The organism is Bacteroides sp. D1, from assembly GCF_000157095.2.
In the GTDB taxonomy this organism is placed as follows: Bacteria; Bacteroidota; Bacteroidia; order Bacteroidales; family Bacteroidaceae; genus Bacteroides; species Bacteroides xylanisolvens.
Window position 1 is genome coordinate 198,569 of the sequence record NZ_JH114344.1, and the last position, 25,629, is coordinate 224,197.

The 25,629-nt window shown below is 42.3% G+C and carries 18 protein-coding genes and 1 pseudogene; 12 read left to right on the forward strand and 7 right to left on the reverse strand.

The features are described 5' to 3' along the window. Positions 1-23: 23 nt before the first annotated feature. From BSAG_RS07750 to BSAG_RS07740, 3 genes are all read right to left on the reverse strand, one after another. Complete coding sequence (locus BSAG_RS07750) at positions 24-1,559, reverse strand: RagB/SusD family nutrient uptake outer membrane protein (RefSeq protein ID WP_004313827.1); 1,536 nt, start codon at positions 1,557-1,559, stop codon at positions 24-26. Next, a complete protein-coding gene (locus BSAG_RS07745; RefSeq protein ID WP_004313826.1) occupies positions 1,559-4,564 on the reverse strand; it encodes a SusC/RagA family TonB-linked outer membrane protein in 3,006 nt (1,001 codons plus the stop codon). The genes BSAG_RS07750 and BSAG_RS07745 overlap by 1 nt, the downstream gene beginning before the upstream one ends. A gap of 210 nt (positions 4,565-4,774) precedes the next feature. Further along, entirely contained in the window at positions 4,775-6,418 is a 1,644-nt protein-coding gene (locus tag BSAG_RS07740) for a DUF6377 domain-containing protein (RefSeq protein ID WP_004313825.1), read from the reverse strand. 263 nt (positions 6,419-6,681) lie between these two features. On the opposite strand from BSAG_RS07740, the gene BSAG_RS07735 reads away from it, so the two are divergent. Continuing rightward, positions 6,682-7,470, forward strand: a complete 789-nt coding sequence (locus BSAG_RS07735) for an aspartate dehydrogenase domain-containing protein (RefSeq protein WP_004309886.1) — start codon at positions 6,682-6,684, stop codon at positions 7,468-7,470. On the opposite strand, the gene BSAG_RS07730 is transcribed toward BSAG_RS07735, so the two are convergent. Both BSAG_RS07730 and BSAG_RS07725 read right to left on the reverse strand, forming a co-directional pair. Next, positions 7,453-8,337: an NAD(P)-dependent oxidoreductase gene (locus BSAG_RS07730; protein ID WP_004309884.1), complete on the reverse strand. Its 885-nt coding sequence runs from the start codon at positions 8,335-8,337 to the stop codon at positions 7,453-7,455. The genes BSAG_RS07735 and BSAG_RS07730 overlap by 18 nt on opposite strands. Before the next feature lie 171 nt (positions 8,338-8,508). Beyond that, positions 8,509-8,937 (reverse strand): annotated as a pseudogene (locus BSAG_RS07725) (DNA-binding protein); the annotation flags it as partial. Positions 8,938-9,075: 138 nt separating this feature from the next. On the opposite strand from BSAG_RS07725, the gene BSAG_RS07720 reads away from it, so the two are divergent. The 8 genes from BSAG_RS07720 (at position 9,076) to BSAG_RS07685 (ending at position 20,497) form a co-directional block, all read left to right on the forward strand. Further along, positions 9,076-9,642 (forward strand): RNA polymerase sigma factor, encoded by a 567-nt coding sequence (locus BSAG_RS07720; protein WP_004313823.1) that lies wholly within the window; start codon positions 9,076-9,078, stop codon positions 9,640-9,642. 148 nt (positions 9,643-9,790) lie between these two features. Next, positions 9,791-10,738 carry a FecR family protein gene (locus BSAG_RS07715; RefSeq protein ID WP_004313822.1) on the forward strand — a complete coding sequence of 316 codons (948 nt, stop codon included), beginning with the start codon at positions 9,791-9,793 and terminating at the stop codon, positions 10,736-10,738. A 222-nt stretch (positions 10,739-10,960) separates the two neighbouring features. Beyond that, on the forward strand, positions 10,961-14,215 hold the full coding sequence (locus BSAG_RS07710) for a TonB-dependent receptor (protein ID WP_004313821.1): 3,255 nt from the start codon (positions 10,961-10,963) through the stop codon (positions 14,213-14,215). Between the two features lie 5 nt (positions 14,216-14,220). Continuing rightward, on the forward strand, positions 14,221-15,507 hold the full coding sequence (locus tag BSAG_RS07705) for a RagB/SusD family nutrient uptake outer membrane protein (protein WP_004313820.1): 1,287 nt from the start codon (positions 14,221-14,223) through the stop codon (positions 15,505-15,507). 10 nt (positions 15,508-15,517) lie between these two features. Then, positions 15,518-16,459, forward strand: coding sequence for a phosphodiester glycosidase family protein (locus BSAG_RS07700; protein WP_225473428.1), 942 nt, complete (start codon positions 15,518-15,520; stop codon positions 16,457-16,459). A 12-nt stretch (positions 16,460-16,471) separates the two neighbouring features. Continuing rightward, entirely contained in the window at positions 16,472-18,253 is a 1,782-nt protein-coding gene (locus BSAG_RS07695; protein ID WP_004313818.1) for an IPT/TIG domain-containing protein, read from the forward strand. A gap of 6 nt (positions 18,254-18,259) precedes the next feature. Continuing rightward, on the forward strand, positions 18,260-19,519 hold the full coding sequence (locus BSAG_RS07690; RefSeq protein ID WP_004313817.1) for an IPT/TIG domain-containing protein: 1,260 nt from the start codon (positions 18,260-18,262) through the stop codon (positions 19,517-19,519). 63 nt (positions 19,520-19,582) lie between these two features. Then, a complete protein-coding gene (locus BSAG_RS07685; RefSeq protein ID WP_004313816.1) occupies positions 19,583-20,497 on the forward strand; it encodes a glycerophosphodiester phosphodiesterase family protein in 915 nt (304 codons plus the stop codon). Positions 20,498-20,626: 129 nt separating this feature from the next. Here BSAG_RS07685 and BSAG_RS07680 read toward each other — a convergent pair whose 3' ends face one another. Continuing rightward, complete coding sequence (locus BSAG_RS07680) at positions 20,627-21,724, reverse strand: SGNH/GDSL hydrolase family protein (RefSeq protein WP_008770465.1); 1,098 nt, start codon at positions 21,722-21,724, stop codon at positions 20,627-20,629. A 58-nt stretch (positions 21,725-21,782) separates the two neighbouring features. After that, positions 21,783-23,003 carry a M16 family metallopeptidase gene (locus BSAG_RS07675; protein ID WP_004313814.1) on the reverse strand — a complete coding sequence of 407 codons (1,221 nt, stop codon included), beginning with the start codon at positions 23,001-23,003 and terminating at the stop codon, positions 21,783-21,785. A gap of 105 nt (positions 23,004-23,108) precedes the next feature. Here BSAG_RS07675 and BSAG_RS07670 point away from each other — a divergent pair, with 105 nt between their 5' ends. The 3 genes from BSAG_RS07670 to BSAG_RS07660 are packed head-to-tail and all read left to right on the forward strand — an operon-like array spanning position 23,109 to position 25,160. Next, positions 23,109-23,642, forward strand: coding sequence for a TIGR00730 family Rossman fold protein (locus BSAG_RS07670; RefSeq protein ID WP_004313813.1), 534 nt, complete (start codon positions 23,109-23,111; stop codon positions 23,640-23,642). 4 nt (positions 23,643-23,646) lie between these two features. Then, complete coding sequence (locus BSAG_RS07665; protein WP_004313812.1) at positions 23,647-24,252, forward strand: SIS domain-containing protein; 606 nt, start codon at positions 23,647-23,649, stop codon at positions 24,250-24,252. After that, positions 24,240-25,160, forward strand: coding sequence for a carbohydrate kinase family protein (locus BSAG_RS07660; RefSeq protein WP_004313811.1), 921 nt, complete (start codon positions 24,240-24,242; stop codon positions 25,158-25,160). Before BSAG_RS07665 ends, BSAG_RS07660 begins: the two co-directional genes overlap by 13 nt. Positions 25,161-25,629: the final 469 nt, after the last annotated feature.

A 25,629-nucleotide genomic window follows, 5' to 3' on the forward strand; every position in this document is an offset into this window, starting at 1 on the left:
AGTTTTCTATGTTTTTAGTTGAATTAATAACCCGGATTCTGGTGAATCTTATCATTCGCGTCGATTACCGACTGCGGAATTGGCAAACGATAAGAGTTCTTATCAAAAGTGTAAATCTGCGCTTTGCGACCTGAATCCTTGGAATACACTGCATTCATCACCTCTTCTACCTTGTCCAGACGGACCAGATCAAACCATCGTTGTCCCTCAAAAGCCAGTTCTAACCGACGTTCTTTAAGTAAGGCATTCAGCAGGACGTTTTTGTTTGAACGGACAGAGGTGGGAAGTGCTCCCAATTTGGCACGGTCGCGCACTTCATCTATTATATCGGCGGCTCCTTCCAAATCCGGCGTATCCTGCATAATCAGTGCTTCTGCTTTCAGCAACAGGACATCGGCATAACGGTACTTGATAATACTGCTGTTGGCAGAGCGGCATTTATACATGAACGGATAATTATCAGACGGATAATAGTTGCTCCAATTACAATCGTAATAGACTATTGATTCTTTGAAACGGACTTCATCCCCTTCCTGTTTGAAAGCACTAATCAGGTCACGGGACGGAGTCACCCATTTCGCCCACGTGAAATTGTTATTCCAGTTCACGAGATCACGCCCGAACATCCATGTACACCAGTTACCTGCTCCGGATGTAAATTGTGCTTCAAGAATCGATTCTTTTGTATTACGCATCTTTGCATCTGTTCCCGCAGCATTCATTCCAAACAAATCACTGAAATCATCTACCAGATCAAAACCGTCTGCTTTCACCTCATCACAATATTGGATAACTTTCGTATAATCACGCAAAGGTTTCTCGGCATATATTTTAGCCAATAAGGTACGAGCTACAGATTTGGAAAACAACGTCTTATTCCCCGGCGTATTGTCCGGAGCATACAATACTGCATCCAATAAATCCTTTTCAATCTGCTGATAAGCTTCAAGTTCCGTATTTTGTTTGGGGAAATATTGTGGATATACCTCATCAATGTTTTCAGAAGTAATATCATCAGCCACCGTTGTAATCACAGGGAAATCACCCCACAGACGTACCATGTCGAACATTACCATGGCACGGAATATCTTCGCTTCTGCTTTGTATTGCGCCCGTTCGGCAGTAGTCAACGAATTATCTGTCACCAGGTCAATGTTACAAATGAGTTTATTGGCACGGGCCACATCCTCCAAATAACGGTTCCAGTCACGTTCCAACACAGAATTGGAACCTTCAATAGAGTTATTCTCAAACGGGACAACTTCCGCTCCGGTAGTACCGGCATAAGCATTATCCGAATGGGAATCTGAAATCAAAAGTAAATCCACATACCAATGTTCCTGACGGTCACGCATTTGATTATAAAGCGTTGTCAGATGACTTTCAACTGCAGCTTTATCCTTGAATACGATTTTTGTACCATCACTTGTCACTCCTTCCGTCACATCCGAATAGGTGTCTAATGGCTCATAATTCAGCGAGCAGGAAGAAAGTCCCAATAGCAAGCCGGAGGTTAATCCGTAAAATATAGTTCTTAGTTTCATAATCTTTCCTTTCATTAGAATTCAACATTAATACCAAACACGTATGATCTGCAATGCGGGTAAGTACCCCAATCGATACCTTGTACCGTACCGCTGTTACCCCATTGGTTTACTTCCGGGTCCATTCCCGAATAGCTGGTCCATGTCAGCAGGTTAGTAGCCGTGAAGTAAGGTTGCAAACGGGTAATTCCCCATTTCTTCAATAGTTTACCTTTAACGTTGTAGGACAAGGAAACATCCTTCAATCTTAGATAACTGCCATCTTCTACAAAATAGGTAGAATTGAGCAATTTGAAATTAGCCTTAGGCACGTCTGTTATCTGTCCGGGTATTTTCCAACGATTCAGTACACGAGCCGACTGATTCTTACCATCATACATACCTTCCGTTTCAATACGTGAAGCATTATAAATATCGTTTCCATAAGAACCTTGGATAAAGATACTCAAATTAAAGCCTTTCCATGAAAAGGTATTAGTCATACCATAGGTGAAATCGGGATTCGGATCACCGATATAGGTACGGTCGGAAGATGATATTTTACCGTCATTGTTCAAATCACGATACATCAATTCACCGGTTTCAGGATCTACCCCATCACTTATATAACCGTAGAAACCTCCCAAAGCACGGCCCGGCTCATTACGTACCACATAGTCATTCACCACATCCGCAGTTTTAGCATCGTAATAAACTTTCTGTAATTCCAGTTTTGTCAATTTATTCCGGTTAAAAGAGATATTGAAGTCTGTATCCCATGTAAATGCTCCTCCACGAAGATTTTTCGAACTAATAGAAAGCTCAAAACCCTTATTTACCATTTCACCCTCGTTACGGGCAATAGACGTAGCGGCTGCGGCACCGGCAGGTAATGATACATTCATCAACATGTTTTTGGTCTTCTTATAATAATAGTCGGCATTAAACGTCAATCGTCCATTCAATATGGTCAGATCCAGACCTATATTGGTCTGTGTCGTGGTTTCCCATGTTAAATCAGATGTACGCAAGTTGGCCTGGCTAATGGTAGGAACAGCATTTGCATAATCAGTAGAATCACCTTCGCCGCCTTTCTTAAACCATTCGATACGACCGATATTGTAACGCTGCAAATATGCATAGTCACCAATGCCCGACTGGTTACCGGTTTGTCCCCAACCACCGCGCAATTTTAAATCGTCAATCCATGTAAGGTTCTCCATGAACTTTTCTGAAGAAATACGCCAGGCTGCAGAGAATGAAGGAAATACGCCCCAACGATGATCAGGATGCAATTTAGAAGAACCATCGGCACGAAGATTAGCTGTTACCAGGTATTTACTGTCGAAGTTATAAGCTACACGTCCGAAGAATGACATAATCCCCCATTGAGATGCACCCGTACCCGTATTATCCCAAGATATTTTATTGGCAGCATTCAATGTTTGAATCTGATCGCTACGATAGTGGGAGCCATTGATCCAGCTATTTGAATAGTCTGAATCCGTCCATGACGAACCGGCCATTACTTCCAAGCCATGTTTCTTGAAGTTTTTATTATAAGTCAATACATTATCAAATGTCAGCACTGTGTTCATATTCCGATTGTCCGAAGCCTCACCGTACTGATTGCGGCCCCAAGCAGTAGAAATCGGATCAAGAAAAGTGGTATTAACGGCGTTGCGACGGTCAAGAGTAAGAGTAGACTTAAACTTCAGTTCCGGAAATGGAGTCAGCAATATATTACCCGATGCCAACAAGCGGTTTTCTTTGTCTTTGTTATTTTTCGCACGGGCCATATTTTCTAATGGATTGGTGATATTCCCCACTCCATAGAAGTTATTGTAATACTGATTAGGGTTCAAAGCATCCCACACCGGCGCATAAGTCGGTGTATTGATAACAGCCAGAATAACACCACCCCGATTCGAGCCTGTTCCCATTGCTCCGCCTCCATTGCTTGTATAATCTGAATAAGAGATATTAGCACTTACTGTCAGCCATTTACGAACCTGATTTTCCAGATTTACCCGGAAATTGTAACGCTTGTAATAAGAGATGTCCAACACTCCCTGTTCTTTGAGGTAACCCGCAGAAAGGTAATATTTCATTTTCTCATTACCATTGGATACAGCTACCTGATAATTTTGAGTCTTTCCGGTCGTATACGTTTCATCAAACCAGTCGGTGCGGTCGGGTAATCCGTCCGGCAAAGACACTAGTCCGATTTCATCCTGCAATTCTTTATATTGTGCTGCATTCAGGGATTCTACTTTATCGGCCACTTTGTTCAAACCGAACTGGGCTGTCAAAGAAACTTTGGCATTACCGGCTGCACCGGCCTTCGTAGTAATTAGAATGACTCCGTTAGCAGCACGCGAACCGTAGATAGATGCTGATGAAGCATCTTTCAATATCTGCATACTCTCAATATCATTCGGAGAAAGGAACTTGATATTGTCTACAGGCACTCCATCTACTACATACAACGGGTCATTACTACCATTCATTGAAGTAGTACCACGAACACGGATAGACATTTCACCGCCCGGCGTTCCGTTAGGCTGAATCACCGAGACACCGGCTGCCTTACCTTGAATGGCCTGCCCTGCCGAAACAATAGGCCGCATATCCAAATCCCTGGTAGATACGGAAGAGATAGCGGTAGTCACATCTTTCCGTTTCACCGAACCATAACCGATGACCACCACTTCATCAAGCACTTCATTATCTTCCTGAAGTGTGATCTTCATCTGTTGGGCTGCCTTTACCTCCTGCGACTTATAACCCACATAAGAGAATATCAAAATGGCGTTTTGCTTAACGTTTAATGTGAAGTTGCCATCTAAATCGGTAATTGCTCCGTTAGACGTACCTTTCTCTTGTACACTAACACCGATTAGCGGTTCTTTTTGAGCATCCAGGACCTGACCGGATGCAGTAATTTGCTGTGCGGATGCACTCAAAGATAAAAACATTGCCAAGATAGCAAAGAAAATCTTGCGACTCCCCGAAAGGATTTTTCGCCTGTTTTTTTTCATGCGTACTAAGTTTTAAAGTTAATAATAAGACGCTCGTCAGCAATGGGCTATTCTCATTACTTTCGAAGCACAGGTCAAAAGTATAAAGAAATTAAAGTGAGCTAACAAGGAGGGGGCAATAAGTGGATTACACAAAACGATAATCCACTTATTTTCATCTATTTACATTCAGAACGTATACCTAAAAAAGTGGTTGATTTACAGTCCGAATTAGCGAATTTTTCGCACTAAATCGTCAAAATCCTCTCTCGATCCACGGGCTTTATTCCTTACTTTCGCCCGATAATTATAAATTGTATTCACCGAATAACGAAGAAACTCCGCAATTTGTGAACTGTCTTCAATACCCAGACGTATCAAAGCAAAGATGCGCAGTTCAGTATTCAATAACTCGCCTTTCTTCGGTAAAATCTGTTCATTTTCCTGTAATAAGTCATTGAATTTTCCCACAAAGTTAGGGAAGAGATGCAAAAAGGCTGTATCAAAGTTAGCATACAATTCTTCCAGTTCTTCGTCAAGAGCATCTTGGGAACGCGTTATCTTTAATAACTCCGCAATTTGTCCGGCAGACACTTTCTTATTCACCATCCGCCGGTAAGCGTCTAAACGGTTGATATAAGTAGAACACAACTTGATGAAACGGGCAATATACTCTTCCTTGATCTGATTGGACTCCGAGAGTTCGATATTGGTAGAAGACAAGCAACTATTCATTTGCCTCAACTCCTCATTCAATCCGTTTAACTGCTTATTAGCTACCTGAAGATGATTTCTTGCATCTGCCAGCTTTTTCATCTGACGGTAGATATATCCCAAAGCTACAATCAACAACACCAATAGTGCAGTGATAAGCAGCAGGTTCTGTTGAAGACGGTCGTTCTGCTTTTCAATCATTGCCTGATAGGTTTTATCAATCAATGAAAGCACGTCAGCACTCTGCCAACTACGCAGACGGGCATTGTAGAACTTGGTCGCATTCCACGAAAAGCGCATATATTGGTACGCACGTTCCATATCACCATCTTCGTAAAGTAGCTGGGCAAGCATCCACAACGAAGCATGGTCCTTAATGGCAGAACGAATATCCGATATAGCAGAAAGACAAAGATTCCGTTTCTCTCCCAGACTATCATTACTGTACTTGTAAATCAAAGAACGATGATAAGTAGCCATCGCATATTGGGGAGTATATGGTTCTATTTTCGTCAACCGAAGATCATTCACTTTCAGGGCTTCCTCATACTGGCGTTGATCGCGAAATGATGCTTCACGCATCAGCAGGTATTCTTCCGATTCCGGAGGCAATATAGCATATAATGAATCTCTATATGCCTGCGAGATACTCCAATAACGTCCCGAAAGGGTTTTATCCTGTGTATAAACGCCCAACTCGCCATACACATGGTCAAAGCAGGTATAATAATCGGCTATTAAACGAGGAATGATTTTCCGACGGTCTACCGATTCCAGCACATCAAGAGACTCTTTATACATTCCAGTTGATGATAATAATAGCGAAAGCTGCAACTGACTTTCTATCTGCCGGTCTGCATCACGCAAGCGCTCTGCAATCCGGATATTTTCATTCAAATAGTGGATGGCAGAGTCGCAAATAAAGGCTTTATATTCTTTGTATATCTGACTGTTCAGATTGTACTGTTCCGCGGAATTAGGTTCTATTCCGTGTGTCAGTTCTTTAAGGTGCTTGATACGTGATTCTCGTTGAACCACATAAATTTCATGTTCCTGAATCGTCAAATCAAGCACATTCAACAGTGAGTCCAAGGTCTTATCGGCCCGGGTATATAGTGGAAAAGAGAGAAGTAAAAGAAATATCAGGTACTTTTTTTTCATCGGAGTATTAAACTTTAATAGAAGATTACAAGACTAATAAAGACAAATGTAGAGAAAATCTTCGTAATCTGATTACAAATGGCTCATAAATTAAAGGAACAAACAGCCTATCTTAAAAGCTATATAAAGTATATGTTATATTATCATCAATAAAAACCAGCTTTACTCTATCAGACAAATCCATTCCCAGATACAGACCTGATGAAAATAAATACCATATTACCAATCCAAGCTCTTACCAATAAAAGTATTATCTTTGTTGCATGAAAAAATTAGTCATTGTAGGATGTGGACGACTTGCAGGAATCGTTGCGGATGCAGTTGTCAAAGGCTTATTACCAGATTATGACTTGGTAGGTGTCTATTCGCGTACGGCTTCAAAAGCAGCGCACATCGTTCATAAAATGCAGCAACATGGCAAGCCTTGCATTGCTTGCGCCACATTGGAAGAGTTATTAGCATTAAAACCAGATTATCTGGTGGAATCGGCCTCTCCTGCCGCTATGCGGGAATTGGCTTTGCCAGCATTGAGAAACGGAACCTCTGTCATTACCTTGTCTATCGGTGCTTTGGCAGACGAGACATTCTATCGGGAAGTGGCAGAAACCGCCAAGGCAAATGGCACACGAATCTATATCGCATCCGGAGCTACCGGTGGATTCGATGTTTTAAGAACTGCCTCTCTGATGGGAAATACGACGGCCCGCTTCTTCAATGAAAAAGGTCCTAACGGACTCAAAGGAACTCCCGTTTATGATGATTCCTTGCAAACGGAGCAACGTACTGTTTTCTCCGGAAGTGCTGCGGAAGCTATTCGCCTCTTTCCAACCAAAGTGAATGTTACAGTTGCCGCCTCACGAGCTTCTGTCGGTCCGGAGAACATGCAGGTATCCATACAATCTACCCCCGGATTTGTGGGAGATACGCAAAGGGTAGAAATCAAAAATGACCAGGTGCATGCCGTAGTAGACATTTATAGTGCTACATCGGATATTGCAGGGTGGTCAGTAGTGAGCACCCTGATTAATATCACATCACCCATTGTATTCTGACAGATTGGCCAATACTTTTGCGCTCAGGCGGTCAAACGCCTGACGCGTGCGGCCAGTAGACACCTGCATACAACGTACATGCGGATGATTGAGCAGTTGCTCACTCCCCAACGCGCCTATCGTGTCACAAAAACAAAGGTTGTCACCTTCCAGCCATTCAGCGAAAGCTGCCTCATCCCATGCCGGCGACAAACCGGTATTGAATAAGATTTTCCGATTACCCATCTGCCTGAATTCCTCTTCATGCAGCAGAACCGTATTTTTATTAAGGCAACAGCAAATGACTTCACTCTCTGCAAGGAGTTTCTCCAACGGCAAAAAGCAATATCCTTTGGCAGTAGCCGCTTCTTTCTCACTGCGGGCATAATATGAAATATCAGCACCAAAGAACTTCAAAGCGTCCGCTATCATGCCGCCCGACTTACCCAATCCGACTATTCCGACTTTTAAGCCGGTGATCTCACGAGGTAACTCCTCCCACGATTCCTGCCCGAAGCCATGCAAACAGCGCACCAACTCACTGACGACATATTCTACCACTCCCTCATCACCATAATCCCGGATACCTGTTACCGTGATACCCCGTTCATTGGCATAGCGAATATCGACATTCGCACTTTCGGGAGAATAGAGCGAGCAACACATTCCAATGTATTTCACATTCAGACAACATTCAAGTACATACCGGTTGATACGGGAGGTATAACTCAAAAGCACCGCATCGGCATCTCCGATACGGGCAATGATTTCATCATCACTCGCGGGTACATCAGGATACATCACCACCTGACCGGCAAATGAATACAACGCTTTTTCGGCCGACGGAACCAGACTGACCGGCTCTATAGCTACAAGTTTCTGAAACATCGTTTTTTTATTTTAGAAGTATTATAAAAACAAACATACACGGTTACCGGATTAGCAACCCAACATGGGCGCTAAGATACAAATTTCTAGCCATAATATCATTTAATGATGGACGATAACAGTATGTTTTAGACACACGAACGCAAGTTAAACATATCCAATCAGAGTTCACTACTCGCCATCCGGTTCCTTTCGTGGCAGTGCTATAAAATGCATCTGATTACCCCGTCCCTCCCGCTTGATAATGCCTTCGGCCGCAAAAGATTTAAGATCGTCCAATGCAGTATTCTTCAAACGCCCGGTAAGTTCTGTATAAGTGGTTCTTGTGATGAAGCCATGCTCCCCGATATATTGCAGGACGAGTTTCTTCAGGTTCTCCCTGTCCCACTTACATGAAGTATTGAAATCGACACACTTTCTGCGCTCCAAATCTCCGCGAATACCTACACGCATACTCTTGGAAGCACGGAAATTCACCCCGTTGAAAGCTACGGATTCAGAACGAATATCATTCTTATTTGCTACCAATCGGGAAGCTTTCACTTTGGCTGAAAAGAAACCGAACTCTCCCAATTCGACGCGGTATCCTTCACCCAGATATATGATTGTAATATGATTGCAAAATAAAATTCATCTGCCAACTACCGGACATCGGTTTCTCTTTATTTATTCACATAGATTTGTTTATTTCTAAATTATTTCAGTACATTTGCCTGACCTACTTCTATTACAGAAAGGATGAAAATAGACGAAATACAGTGCATAAAAGAACTACGCAACGGCTCTTACCAGGCTTTTACCCAGATTTATGAAGCCTACGCCGACCGACTTTACAGCTTTGTTCTTAAACAACTAAAAAATCGTTCCCTGGCACAAGATATTGTTCAGGATACCTTTTTACGCCTATGGGACAACCGTAGCCAACTGAATAGCTTTGGCAACCTGCAAGCCTTTATTTTCACTATTGCCAAACATCAGGTAATCGATTATTTCCGCAAACAAGTCAACGAACTACAATTCGAAGACTTTATGGAGTATTGCGAGAACCAAGAGAGCGATGTATCTCCAGAAGACCTATTATTGTATGATGAATTCCTGCAACAACTGAAGAAATCAAAGAATATTCTGTCACAACGGGAACGAGAGATTTATGAACTAAGCAGAGAAGAACATATTCCAGTCAAACAGATTGCCGAGCAACTGGAGCTTTCCGAGCAAACAGTAAAGAACTATCTGACTTCCGCTCTGAAGATCCTTCGCAGCGAAATAATGAAATATAATATTCTCTTTATTTTCTTCTTATAATATCGTCACTGCAACACATCACAAGGGGAAGGCAATAATATCTTCTCCCACAAAAAAGATCTCTATCTGATTTTTATGTTATAAAACACAAAGAAATCATAGTACTCTCTTATTCCATTCACGTATAACCAATAGAAACACCTATAATATGGCTACACATTTTAAAGATTTATACCGCCGATATATGGAGAAGGGACTACCTTCTTCTGACTTGAGAGAGTTCAAAAAAGAACTTGAACACATACCGGATGAAGAACTTTGGAATACCATGATAAACATGGAAAAAGATTCTGCACCGGAAATCGGGATGCCCCCCATGATGAAAAAGCAGATACGTAAAGAACTTCATCAAATCATCTGGAGAAGACGCTGGTATCAATTTGCGAAATATGCCGCTGTCATTGCTCTACTCGTCACCTCTTCCTTCGGCATATATTCCTTATTCGATACTCCAAGTTCGCAACAAATGATAACTGCCAATGTAAAACCCGGCAGCAAATCAGAGATCATATTGCCGGACGGAACAAAAGTGCAACTGAATGGTGCCACTACCATCAGATATGACATCAATGATACAGAACAACGACTCGTACATCTATCAGGAGAAGCTTTCTTCGATGTAGCCAAAAACCCGGACTGTCCTTTCAGAGTCATGGTAAATGATTTCCAGATCGAAGTATTGGGAACTTCTTTCAATGTGAATACATATAAGAAAGATGTCATCGAAACCTCTCTGCTTACCGGAAAAATTAAAATATCCGGCGGCTCTCTCCCGCACGAATATACGCTTACTCCCGGTGAAAAAGCAACCTACTCCAGTGTAGACAAAGCCCTCAAAATTACAAAAGCTGATGTGCATGTAGAAACAGGCTGGTGTAATGATTATCTAATTTTCGACTCCGAGCCTTTAATTGATGTTATAGAGCAAATAGAACGGTGGTATGGAGTAGAAATAGAACTAAAATATCCACAGATTGCACAAGATTTACTGTCCGGTTCTTTCCGCCATGAAAATATACAGAATGTTATCCATTCATTGAGCCTTCAGTATAAATTCAAATATGAGATACATAAAGATAAAATCATTATTTATTAACCTCAAAAGAAAGGAGCCTATGAAAGATATAATATAAGCTATTTAAAGAAAAACAACCAAAGAATCGCCCAATCCTTTGGTTGTATGAAAGTCGATAAAATTAATCCATTAAAACATGAAAAAATAGTATCAACTATGAATTACACAAAGTTAATTTTTTCCTTTAAAAAGAGGAGACATAATCTCCTTATTTTTAGAAACTTTACCATTTTGCTAACTGGAATGATTTTACTATCCACAACAGGAGCATTGGCACAAAAAGGAAATGTGTCGGTAAACATCAATAATGGTACGGTGAAAACATTCATAAAGGAGATCGAGAAACAAACCCGGTATACATTCGTTTATCGGAACAATGTCCTCAACGACCAAGCGAAAGTGACCGTCAACTGTAAAAATAAGCCTCTCGATCAAGTACTGTCACAAGTATTCACTCCATTAAATGTTTCTTATTCGCTTAATAACAATACCATAGTATTAGTGAAGCAAGAAGTGCAACAACAGAAAAAAAACGAAAAGAAAACCATCAAAGGTACTGTGACAGATGGAAAAGGCGAACCGATTATCGGAGCCAATGTAATACAGGAAGGTGGCATCGGGACAATTACAGATGTTGAAGGAAATTTCACCGTCACAGCAGACCTATCCAAGCCGTTGGAAATATCCTACATCGGATACAAAAAGAAATCTATCCGCATCGGTGCTTCACCAACAATCAACATAGCGCTGGAAGAAGATGCACACGTCATGGATGAAGTTATCGTCATCGGATATGGCTCCAAAACCAAGCGGGATGTTACCTCTTCCATTGGAACTTATAAACCGGGAGAAGTCAATGTCCGCCAGGTATTAGGTGTTGACGAACTGCTGCAGGGACGCGTATCCGGAGTTAATATAACGTCAGCATCCGGTGTACCGGGAAGTAGAAATCGGGTCAGTATCCGTGGAATCGGTTCAATTACCGCAGGTAACGAACCACTATATGTAATTGACGGAGTACCTATCAACAATACGTCAGGAGATACTGGTGCCTGGGGAGCACAATCAATGAACGGTCTGAATGATTTCAATCCCTCCGACGTAGAATCTATACAGATCTTGAAGGATGCAGCTTCCGCTGCTATTTACGGCTCACGTGCAACAAATGGTGTTATCCTGATAACAACTAAAAAAGGAAGTAAGGGACAGGCCAAAGTAAACATTGACACAAATGTTAGTTTCTCCAACCTGACCAGAACAGACAAACTGGATATGACCGACACTGATCTGTTTCTGGAAGTTCTGAACGAAGCTATCGACAACTATAATCTGCAAACCAACAGTACGCAGGCACGTATCGATAACCCTGCACCGGGAAAAGCACAGACAAACTGGCTCGATCTGGTACTTCGTACGGCTGTTACCTACACAACTACCGCGTCTGTGTCAGGTGGAACAGATAAAACGAATTATTACTTGTCCGCCAATTACAAACACAACGAAGGTGTAATTATCAACAATCAGCTCAAACGTTACAATTTGAAGGTTAATTTGGACACGGAAATCAAAAAGTGGCTCAAGGTAGGAACCGCCCTAAATTTAAGTTACTCGCGTAATAACCGCGTTCCCACCGGCTATAATATAGGAACCAGTGTCATTACCCGCGCCATCGAACAACGTCCATGGGATTCTCCTTATCGTCCCGACGGAGAATATGCTGTCGGAGGACAGGAGTTAGCCAACCATAACCCGATACAGGCTCTTAACGAAGAAGATGTATATATCGATAATTACCGTGCCCTCGGTTCACTCTATATGCTGTTTAACATAACGAAAGACTTGAACTTCAAAACCACACTCGGAGAGGATTTCAACTATACAGAAGAACACATTTATTACACAGCCGATCACCCCTATGGCAATAAAGTAGGAAAGCTTATTGACGGACGAAAATCTTATGCGAGTACTTTATGGGAAAACGTACTCACTTATAAACACTCCTTTGAAGAAGATTTCTCTCTGGACGTCATGCTGGGGCATTCTATACAAAAGGATGTAACTTCCTCGGCCGCACAAACGGGTATCGGATTCCCCTCTCCTTCTTTTGACGTCAACTCTGTTGCTGCCGAATACTCGGATATAAGTACAGGACTTTCTTCATTCCTGCTCCAATCATTCTTCGGCCGTTTAAGTCTGAACTACAAGAACCGCTATTTACTAACGGGAACCATGCGTGCTGACGGTTCTTCCAAATTCATATCCAGCAATCGCTACGGATATTTCCCGTCTGTCAGCGCCGGTTGGAATTTGGGAGAAGAATCTTGGTGGAAATATCCACAAACCGATGCAAAGTTCCGCGCAAGCTGGGGTTGCACCGGTAATCAGGGAGGTATCGGCTCTTATGCTTATCAAGCATTAGCCGGTGGAGGATACAACTATAACGGTGAGAACGGTTTAGGACTGACTACTGCAGGCAACCGCGATCTTAAATGGGAAAAAGCCCAACAAGCTGACATCGGAGTAGACCTTTCTTTTTTCAGAGGTGCGATCACATTCACAGCAGATGCATTTATCAAAGATACCAAGGACTTGCTTTACCAAAAGCCAACTCCTGCTACATCGGGTTATACCAGCCAGGTATGTAATATCGGATCAATGCGTAATAAAGGACTCGAATTTACCTTAGGAGCCAACCTTAGCAAAGGTTCATTCTCATGGCATTCGGATTTCAATATCTCCTTTATCAGAAATAAACTGACTGCGCTCCTCGACAATAATGAGATATTGACAACCAGCTCGATGCACGCCCTTAAAGTCGGCGAGCCGATAGGGTCTTTCTATATGATTAAGTGGAAAGGTATTTACCAGTCGGATGATGAAATTCCTGCCAAGATTTACGATCAGGGCGTAAGAGCAGGAGACTGTATTTACGAAGATGTGGATGGCAACGATGTCATAGACGAAAACGACAAACAGTTTGTCGGCTCGGCTAATCCAAAGTTCACCGGTGGTTTCAATAACACATTCAAGTACAAAGGCGTTGACTTGAGCCTGTTCTTTACATTTTCGTCAGGCAACAAGCTCTATGAACTGTGGACCGGAGGTTTACGAATGGGTAACGGTACATGGCCGATACTGAAATCATCTGCAGAATCCCGTTGGACGGGACCGGGCAGTACTAACGAAAATCCGCGTGCCATTTATGGTTATACGTGGAACTCAACCAAGTTTGTCAATACCCGAATGTTACACGATGCATCTTATATCCGTTGCCGTACAGCTTCTATTGGATATACTCTCCCAAAAAGTTGGATTAACCGGATACATATCGATAATCTACGCATATATTTCCAGGCAGATAATCTCTTCATATTAACGAAGTGGCCGTATCTGGATCCGGAAGTAAATGTAAGCCTCTCTGCAACCAATATGGGATATGATTATCTCTACCCATCCCAACCGCGTACGTTTACAATAGGTGTCAATCTTAAATTCTAACAGATATGAAGAATTTTATTATATCATTATTAACAGTATTATTGGTGTTTGCCACTAGTTGCAACGAAATGGACCAATATCCGCATAATGCCGTATCCAGTGATAACCTCACCGAGGAGGATGCTCAATTACTGCTTACCGGACTCTACTTTTATATACAAAACAAACCAACAGTCAATGGTTATCTTACACAAGACATTGTCGGCGGAGATCTTGTCCGCGGCGGAGCGACAGGACTGAAAGATCCGGTATTATTGGTAAAAGACCTGGTTACCCCTGAAAGCGGTTTCGTCAGCGGACCGTGGGATGGATTTTATACTGCTCTCTACCAAGTGAATTCACTGATTGTCGCAGTTGACAAATTAGCAGCCAGCCAGTCACGAAACGAGATACTGGGAGTAGCCAGTTTCTTCCGTGGTCTGATTTATTATCACCTGGTTACCCGCTATGGAGAAGTTCCCATTCTCGAAGCTCCTTTTTCAGGAGACATCGCAGCATCTACCGAAACAGAAGGATGGAGTTTTGTAGAAAAGAATTTTCAGGTAGCAATAGATTATGCTCCTACTTTTTCCGACAAGTATTACGTCTCAAAACAAGCGGCAAAGGCTTTAATGGCAAGAACCAAACTTGCACAAGGCAAAATGACTGAAGCTGCCAAACTTGCTGAAGAAGTGATAGGTGATGCCAATTTCTCACTTGCCGACTTCGACCAGATCTTCCGTGGAAAAGCAAACCGAGAAGAAATATTCTCATTTGTCAATCTGCTCAATGAATCAAGCGTAAACTTGAGTGCTTCCCTCTATTCACGTGCTTCTGCCAATGGAGGTAGCTATACATATGCGCCGACGACAAAAGTGATGAATATGTTCGAACCGGATGATAAACGAACCGCCATATCAATTGATATGCAGGAAACAAATGAAGTCATTAATAAATATCCCGGTGGAGAGGTGACTACCGATCCGATCATTATTACCCGTTTGGGGGAAATGTACCTGATCAGTGCTGAAGCACAAGGACTTTCCAAAGGGCTTACCCGTTTGAATGAGCTTCGGAACTTTCGTGGTCTTCCTTCTGTACACCCTGCCACTGAAGAAGACTTCATAGATGCAATTCTCAATGAGAGACATACGGAACTACTGGCAGAAGGTTTCCGTTGGTTCGACCTTGTCCGCCTCAACCGCCTGGAAAGTGATCTCGGCTTTGAGCGCAAGTATAACAAATTACCTATTCCTGCCAAAGAAAGGTCTCTCAATAAACTTTTAAATCAAAATTCATATTGGGCTAACTAAAACAATGAAAATGATGAACTTATTAAAATACATGCAGATTCTGTCATTTGTATTACCAGTGGCTTTCTTAAGTTGCTCAAACGATACAATTGAAGACGTACATTATACCCCGCAAACAAAAATCGGTCAAAAACTATTAGCGGGTAGTGAAACAGTGGCACGTGTATATACCGATACCAGCTTTGTTGTTGCATTGGGAGTTACGGAAACAGATGTCCATTTTCAAAAGGCAGACAGCCGCTCTACTCATATATTTATAATCGACATTGATTTGAATGAACCAGGGGTTTCATTAGAAGTAGGTATGCCGTATGATGCGGATGTACGCAACAACTTCCAGCGGCAGACACTAACAGAAATGGCAGATTACGCCGACCGTCCGTGGCACCGGGTAGCTGCCATGATTAATGCTGATTTTTGGGATGTCAGTACAATGGATATCAGGGGGCCCATTCATCGCAATGGAGTGATCTTAAAAAACTCATTCATCTTTAAAGAAACACTTCCCCAACAAGCTTTGAGTTTTATCGCGCTGACGAAAGACAACAAAATGGTAATTGCCGACTCTGTGGAGTATCGTGGTATGCAGTACAACCTCAAAGAAGTGACCGGGAGCGGAGTTATCGTGCTACGGGATGGAGAAATATCCGGCGCGACTTATCCAGGTATCGATCCGCGTACTTGTCTTGGATATTCAGATGATGGTCATGTCTACTTCATGGTGGCTGACGGACGTGTAGAGTTCTACTCATACGGACTTACTTATCCGGAAATGGGTTCAATAATGAAAGCATTAGGATGCTCATGGGCTGTGAACCTGGATGGTGGCGGTTCTACCCAAATGCTTATACGACATCCGATAGCGGATATATTCCAAATACGGAACCGGCCTTCTGATGGACAGGAGCGACCTGTCGTAAATACGTGGATGGTAACAGTCAATGAACCTTAAAAAGCAGAAAGTATGAAGAACTCAATATTTATTTTATCTATCCTATTTTGTTGCAACTTGTTCTGTGGATGTTCGGAATCGGACGAATCCGATTCCCGACAATTTCCTCCGAAACTCATTTCCATTATTCCGAAAGCTGGATCGACAGGAGGTACCGCAATTATTTCAGGAGTTCATTTTTCTGAAACAGCAATTGATAATGAGGTATTTATTAACGGAGTACAAGCGGAAATTATCGATGCAACCCAGAATCGTTTAGTGATTGCTCTTCCCAATAATCCGGAAGGTACTTATTCAATCAAAGTTAGTGTGAAAGGGGAAGTTGTAGAAGGACTCAAATTTACTTATGCAACACCTCAAGCTCCACCTGAACTTGCTGTATTACAGGTTATGCCCTCCTCTGCCTATGCAGGAGATTTAGTGACACTGATCGGTCAGTGTTTCAGCACAGTGGTATCAGAAAATCAGGTGACAATCAACGGAGTGACTGCTGAAGTTAAAGAGGCGACTTCCAGCCAACTCAAAATTATCATTCCCGACACCGAGGAAGGCAGTTACCCTATCCGTGTGAGAATTGGTACTAAAGAAGCTGAAAGCCCCCTGTTTACTTACCTTCACACAGTGACATTAACGACCTCTTCTCTAACCCCCGCACGTGGAAAAGCCGGAGAGGAAGTGGTGATTTCAGGAGAAGGATTTGGAACAACGGTCGAAGAGAACATGGTTTCCATAAACGGAAAGCAGGCAACCGTAAAAGTTGTAACCGCAACAACGCTAACCATTATTGCTCCGGAGAATCCTTCCGGTACCTATCCAGTCAAAGTTACTGTCGCAGATAAAACGGTAGAGAATCTAAGTTTCACCTACGAAGATTTATCTTACACAGTTGCAACAGTAGCAGGTAACTCCGCAACTACCTCTACTGACGGTAAGGGAACGGCTGCCTCTTTCAAATTCCCGCAGGGACTAGCTCTCGCACCCAATGGTGACATATGGATTGCCGAAAGAGGAAATAACGTCATCAGAAAAATGGATCAGGAATATAATGTTTCAACTGTTGCCAAAAGTGGCACCGTTACATTTAATGCTCCCTGGCAAGGTGGTTTCGATCTCTCGGGCATATATTATGTAGCCAATAAAGCTTTAAATAATATTATTAAGATTACACAGGAAGGCACTTGCTCTGTGTTCTCCACCGAAACAACCTTTAAAAGTCCGATGAGCGTCACTTTTGATAGTAATGGTAATATGTATATCGCGGACCGCGATAATAAGGCAGTAAAGAAAATAACATCCGGCGGTACTGTAACTAACTACGATATGTCTTCACTCAAAGCCGGTCCCAATTGTATGGCGGTAGATAAGAAGGGAAGAATTTTTGTAGGTACCGGCGGTACTTATCAGCTGCATATGTTCGATACGGACGGTACACTAAAAACTGTATTCGGAACTGGCGTAGTACCCACTGCCGCGACTTATTCTGATGGTGAACAGAACGACCTGTCAAAAGCAACCATGGGGGCAACATTCGGCATTGCATTCGGCCCGGATGAGGTACTTTATATCACCGATTATACAATGCATACCATACGTACGCTAACACCGGATGCAGAAGGCGACTATACGAAAGGAACATTAAAAACAATAGCCGGTATTCCGGGAACGAAAGGTAAAATTGATGGTTCTGCCCTGACAGCTACATTCAATTGCCCTGCAAGCGTACTGGTTTCGGATAAAGTATATATCGCTGATGAGCAAAACCATTTGATTCGTACCATAACAGTAAATAAATAAAAGACTATGAGAAAGATATACATACTACTGCTCGCCTGCCCACTCTTATCATTGTTTGTAGCCTGCAATGATAATGACTACAAAGCGTCAGTGACAGAGCTTAGGCTGGTCCTCGTGAAACCCACCAATGTTTATTCCGGTGAAATAGCTACAATACTGGGACGTAATTTCAGCACGGTGCCGGAAGAAAATGCTGTTTTCATCAACGACCAACAAGCAACCGTTATAGAAGCATTCAAGGACGAACTGAAAATAATATTACCTGAAATGGCTCCGGGAAAATATTCCATCCGCGTCAAATCCCCCTCGGGTGAATTGACAGGCCTCGAGCTCAATTATCTGAAAACACCCGATCAGGAATATATCGTTCAAACAATCGTTGGACAGAAGGGAGTATTCGAAATGACAGACGGAGTCGGTACGGAAGCCACAACCAAGCTTCCCACTGGTATCGCTTTTGCTCCGGATGGCAGTTTATGGTTTACAGAACGAGGATACAACTATATACGACGTATCTCTCCGGACTTCCTGGTCACTTCACTCCTCGATGTGGCAGTAGACGGTAGCAGTGCTATCTGGCAAGGTGGATTCGATTCGAAAGGAAACTATTATTTCATCGACAAAGGAAAAGGAATGTTACGGAAAATAGAAACCGGCAGTATGTCTGTTTCAACCATAGCATCCGAAATGAAGAGTCCAATGAATGTTACATTCGATGATGAAGATAACATATATGTATCGGCACGCGACAATAAGGCGATTTATAAATTCACACCTTCAGGTACAAAAACAACTTTCGCCACTCTTAACGTATCTCCCAACTATATTGTGTTCGACAAAAACAAGAATATGATTGTTGGTACTTCTAATGGGTATGTGTTGATTCAAATCAGTCCGGATGGCACGCAAAAGACAATTGCAGGAGACGGAGTAAAAGGACAAGAGTATTATGACGGAGAACCCGGTAATCCGCTTAGTGCAAAAGTGGGTGCTACTTTCGGGGTAGCTGCCGGTTCAGATGGATGCCTGTATCTTTCGGATAACACGTACAACTGCATCCGCAAACTAACTCCTGACGCAAATGGAGACTACTCGAAAGGAACGCTGGAAACCATCGCTGGTTCTGGGAAAGCAGGTTTCTCCGACGGAAAAGGACTAAAGGCTACCTTCAACCAACCGTATGAAATCATAATTACGGAGGACTGCAAAACAATGTATGTGGCAGGCGCCGTCAATTACCTGATTCGCCGCATTACTGTCAAATAATAGCGAGTACCCGGGGCGATGCCCCGGGTGACTTTTATCATCATTAATGAATTCTATTAAGTTATGACGAAAAAACTTTTTTTCTTACTACCTATTCTGCTAACCGCATTTTCCATCAGCGCACAAACAAGGACTGATAAACTTTTGAAAAATCTACATGATAATGAATCGAAGTATATCTTTGTTATCGCTCATAGAGGAGACTGGCGCAATGCGCCGGAAAACTCCCTGCAAAGTATCGAAAAAGCAATTGCAATGAAAGTTGATATGATAGAACTTGACATACAACCAACTAAAGATGGCAGCTTTATTTGTATGCACGACGAAACTCTCGACCGTACTTCTACGGGAAAGGGACCGATAAAAGATTATACGACCGAGGAACTGAAAAAGTTCGTCCTACGCAGCGGCAACGGAATCAAGACCCGCCAACCAATCCCCACACTGAAAGAAGCATTAAATGTCTGTAAAGGCCATATTCTTGTCAATATAGACAAAGGAGGTACTTACATAAAAGAAATTATGCCTATCATCCAGGAATGTGGAATGGAGAAACAGGTCATCATCAAAGGATACTATCCTGTAGAGAAAGTGAAAAAAGAGTATGGCTCCAATGAAAGCATGCTTTATATGCCTATCGTTAATTTATGGGATAAAGAAGCAGTTGCCACTATACAAACTTTTATCAAAAACTTTACCCCAATTGCTTACGAATTATGCTTCAAAGATGATGCAAATCCGAATCTAAAAATAATAGATGAAATCGCTAAATCAGGTAGTCGGATATGGATGAATACTTTATGGGATAGTCTATGTGGCGGACATGATGATGAAAATGCTCTATTGGAAAGTAAAGATAAACATTGGGGCTGGATGTTAAAGCATAAAGCAACAATGATACAAACAGACCGTCCACAAGAACTTATTCATTATTTGGAGGAAAAAGGATTGAGAGATCTGGAACAATCTTCTCTATAAGTCATTCGAAACATCTTATTAAAGAAGTAGCGGGCTTCTTGTTTTCAGGAACAACTTAACACATTTGCAAAAGAAAAAAGGTCAATTCACCCCCATGAATTGACCTTTATTTCTTCTTATTTCTTTCCGTTATTCGTCTCTAAACTTAATTTTCAGGATCTTGCTGATAGCAGGTTTATACTTCTTCAGCATCCGGTCGAATCCCAAATCGTTTGGGTGAGTTCCGTCGATGGTTCCCTCGTGATCTGTTCCCAAGAAACGGTCTTCTTTAATGAAATACAGGTTCTTTACGCCTTTTTTACGCAGTACTTCTACTTGCTCGGCGATAGCCTCATTCTGTTGCTTTACATTCTCACGGGCTTTCTGATTAAAGTTTCCCGTTTCGCGTATCAATGTCTGTATGATAATAATAGGTGTATCCGGATGTTTTTCCCGCAAGGTCATTACAAAGTCAACAGCCCGTTCGGTAATCTCTTTGGGAGAAGGATTAGGAATACAATCCAAGATAAAAGCGTCTGCATCAATATCCGCTAACATCCCGGCAACTTCTTTCTCCATTTTTCCATTGCCACTCAATCCCAAATTAATGAAATTATATCCACTGCTACGGGATAAGCGGGCCGGATAGGCCATGCCCGGACGGCTGGCAGAAGCTCCCTGCAAAATACTGGATCCGTAGACTACTATTTTCTCTTTGAACGGATTTTCTCCTTTATGTATGTGAGCATCAGAAGAAACGCCTATCTCCAGACTCTTCAACTCATCGTATAAGGGCAGATATAACAAACATTCTTTCTCTTCGGTTCCCATATTATCGACAATCACTCTTTCTGTAGTCACGCCACCCGGCATCCCTACTCCGGCAAATTGCCATTTCCCATCCCGTTTGATATACAAATCCAAGCCTTTCTGGGCTAGTCTGGTCAAGTTTGGCAATTGGTAATTGTCAGGAACAGTCCATTTAGCTTTTATCACCGGGCTGTTCGTTGTGAAGGAAATAGCCAAACCCGCAGAGTTGGTGAATAGCTTCTTTACTGCAGGAGGCATCGTACAATACTTTGCTGTATCTACCCGATGGAAATATTCACCTTCGGTAGTCGCTTTTCCTACCAATAAAAGCTCCTGGGCCGGCACATAGGTAAAATTGCTCTTCTGCTGTCCGAATGTTGTAAGGGGAAACATTATCAGCCCCAGGCAAATCCAAACATTTCGTGTTAAGTTTCTCATGGTTAGTTTAATATTAACAGTTTATTAATTGTCAGTATATCGTAGCTGTATCAAAAAGCTACTTATAAATCAGCGTTGATAAATACTCTTCTGCAAACATTTCATTGGCAACCTCCAGTAGTTGCTGTGCCGTTAACTCTTCAATACGCTTAAAAACAAGCTCGGATGATTCATATTTATGATAATGAAGATATGTTTTCGCCATTCCCAGTGCATTATTCTCAAAGTTATCAGATGCCACTCCAATTTGTCCGATCAACTGCTTTTTCGCTGCTGCCAACTGGGAGGAAGTCATTTTCACATCACGCATCCGCTTCAGTTCCTTATAGGTCAGTTTCAAACAGGTGTCCATATCATCCACATCCGTCCCGAAATAAATACAAAAAGCCCCTGTATCCGTGTAGGAGGTCAGATTGGATTCGACATTATAAACCAGTCCTCTACGCTCACGAAGGGACACATTGAGTTTGCTATTCATCCCGGGACCTCCGAGGACATTGTTCAATAAATAGAGAGCTGTGCGTTTGTCGTCATACGCATTATAGCCACGGCTACCAATCATTACATGTGCCTGGTGTGTGTCTCTGGGAACCGTTAAATGTTCCGGCATATAAAGAGGCGGAGGTGTGCGACGATTCTCTACTCTTACATCAGGAATATCCGAAAGGTATTTTTCTACCAAGCGGATGATTTTCTTGAAATCATATTGTCCCTGAACAAAAAACACCATATTCCCCGGTTGGTAAAACCGGCGGGTAAACGATAGAACATCCTCTGTGCGAAAACTCCGCAGCAGTTCCGGTTTACCAAGAATGTTTCTTCCCAATGGATGATTGCGGAAGATCATATCTTCAAAATCATCGAAGATCAGTTCCGACGGAGTATCTTCATACGACTGGATTTCATCGATAATGACCTCCGTTTCTTTTTCTATTTCATGCTGCGGAAAAGTTGAATGAAATACAATATCCCCCAACAGTTCAAGCGCCCGTTCCAGATGTTCTTTCAGGAAAGCGGCATAGACCACCGTTTCTTCCTTATTAGTGTAAGCATTCAGGTCGCCCCCCACATTCTCCATCCGGTTGAGGATATGCCAGGCTTTCCGCTTCTCCGTTCCCTTAAAAATCAGGTGTTCTACAAAATGGGCCATTCCCTGCTCATTCTCCGCCTCATCGCGCGTTCCGGCATCGATCGCAAAACCACAATAAGCTACTTTTGAGAGGGTCGGTTCATGGATAATACGTAAGCCATTTGGCAATGTATATTCGTTGCAATGCATTGTTTTCTACTTCCTTATTGAATTAATGCCGCAAAAATACAATAAAACTTATTGCTGTTTATAGAAAATTGCAGATATTTGTGGACTATAACAGCAACAACGTATATGGAAAAGATAGGAATATTCTGTTCCGCTTCCGAAAACATTGACAAAGTGTACTTCGAAAGTGCCCGCCAAATAGGAGAATGGATGGGGCAGAAAGGAAAAACCTTGATATATGGAGGTGCCAGCCTCGGACTGATGGAATGTATCGCCCGCGCCGTGAAAGAAAACGGCGGCAAGGTCATCGGAGTTGTTCCCGCCAAACTGGAGGAGAACGGCAAAGTAAGCACTCTGTTAGACGAAGAAATTCACACCCGCAATTTGAGTGACCGCAAAGATATCATAACGGAGAAGTCGGAGGTGCTAGTCGCACTACCCGGAGGCGTTGGTACGCTCGATGAGATCTTCCATGTAATAGCCGCTGCTTCTATCGGTTATCACCGGAAAAAGGTCATCTTCTACAATGAATATGGTTTCTATGACGAACTATTGAAAGCACTCCACACGTTGGAGGATAAAGGTTTTGCACGGCAACCATTCTCAACCTATTACGAAGTAGCAAACACATTGAACGAATTAAAAGAAAAAATAAACTGATTATATGATAGACTCCATCAAACAACTTTTGCAACAGGAAGCACAAGCTGTGCTCAACATCCCAATAACAGACGCTTATGAAAAAGCAGTAAAACTGATTGTAGAACAAATACATCAGAAAAAGGGAAAACTGGTAACTTCCGGTATGGGAAAAGCCGGACAGATTGCCATGAACATTGCTACAACTTTTTGTTCCACCGGTATTCCATCTGTCTTTCTGCATCCCAGCGAGGCGCAACACGGTGATTTGGGTATTTTACAAAAAAATGATTTACTCCTGTTGATCTCCAACTCGGGCAAGACACGGGAAATTGTGGAATTAACCCGTCTGGCTCATAATCTGGATCCGGATTTGAAGTTTATTGTTATTACTGGTAATCCGGACAGTCCGTTGGCAAAAGAGTCGGATGTTTGTCTTAGTACCGGTAAGCCGGCTGAAGTCTGTGTGTTAGGCATGACTCCTACTACCTCTACCACTGCCATGACAGTGATCGGAGATATATTGGTGGTACAAACCATGAAAGAAACAGGATTTACGATCGCCGAATATTCAAAACGCCATCATGGTGGTTATCTGGGAGAAAAATCAAGATCACTATGCGAAAAGTAATCGGTATCGGAGAGACAATCCTCGATATCATCTTTCGAGGCGACCAGCCTTCCGCAGCCGTACCGGGAGGCTCTGTATTCAACGGCATCGTCTCATTGGGACGAATGGGAATAAACGTCGGCTTCATCAGTGAAACCGGGAATGACCGTGTAGGCAATATTATCCTGCAGTTTATGCGTGAGAATAATATCCCAACCGATCATGTCAACGTATTCCCGGACGGAAAATCACCGGTATCTCTGGCTTTTCTCAACGAGCAAAGCGATGCAGAATATATATTTTACAAGGATTATCCCAAACAACGCTTGGACGTCCTATTCCCTAAATTAGAGGAAGATGACATTGTGATGGTCGGTTCGTATTATGCATTGAATCCGGTACTGCGGGAAAAGGTTCTCGAATTACTCGATCAGGCACGAGAAAAGAAAGCCATCATCTATTATGACCCGAATTTCCGCTCTTCTCATAAGAACGAAGCCATGAAACTGGCTCCAACCATTATTGAGAATCTTGAATATGCAGATATCGTACGTGGTTCATTAGAGGATTTCCTCTATATGTATAATATGCAGGATATAGACAAGATATACAAGGATAAAATCAAGTTCTATTGCCCACGATTCATCTGTACTGCAGGCGGGGAAAAGGTAGCGTTGCGCACCAATCTGGTCAACAAAGATTATCCGGTAGAACCGTTACAGGCAGTCAGCACCATCGGAGCCGGCGACAATTTTAATGCAGGACTCATTTATGGATTACTCAAATATGATGTTCGATACCGCGATCTAAATAACTTGAATGAAGAAATATGGGATAAAATAATCCAATGCGGAAAAGACTTCGCAGCGGAGGTTTGCGGAAGTTTCAGTAATTCGGTATCCGTGGAGTTTGCTAAGAAATACAGGTAAAATTTACCATAATGCACAAAAGGACACAGAGCTTTATATCATTCGCTCAACAACTATATAGGAGTATACAAACGTATCTGAAAAGAGGAATCGGACTCTTTATGGAAGACATAGAACAGTTGCGCAGCATTTTATTAACAGATAATTGATTGTTGATAAAGGATAAATATGGCTCAGTTGTAATTCTTGGGGATTTGATTCAGTGCAATCACATCCTTAAAATTTAATTCAATTCTATATTGGAATGAATGAGATTTTGTTTTCAATTACTGATTTGCATAAGTATAACATGAACTTTGGATTCATAAGTTTCACCCGTTTCACCTTATAACTGAAACATCGATGAATAAGGAGATAGCGGGTGAAAGCGTAGGAAAAAAACAGGTGAAGGCTTCCATTATCGCTTTCACCTTTTGAATTTATTTATACCGATTGCTGGACATATATAGCCATCGTGATGGACATATAT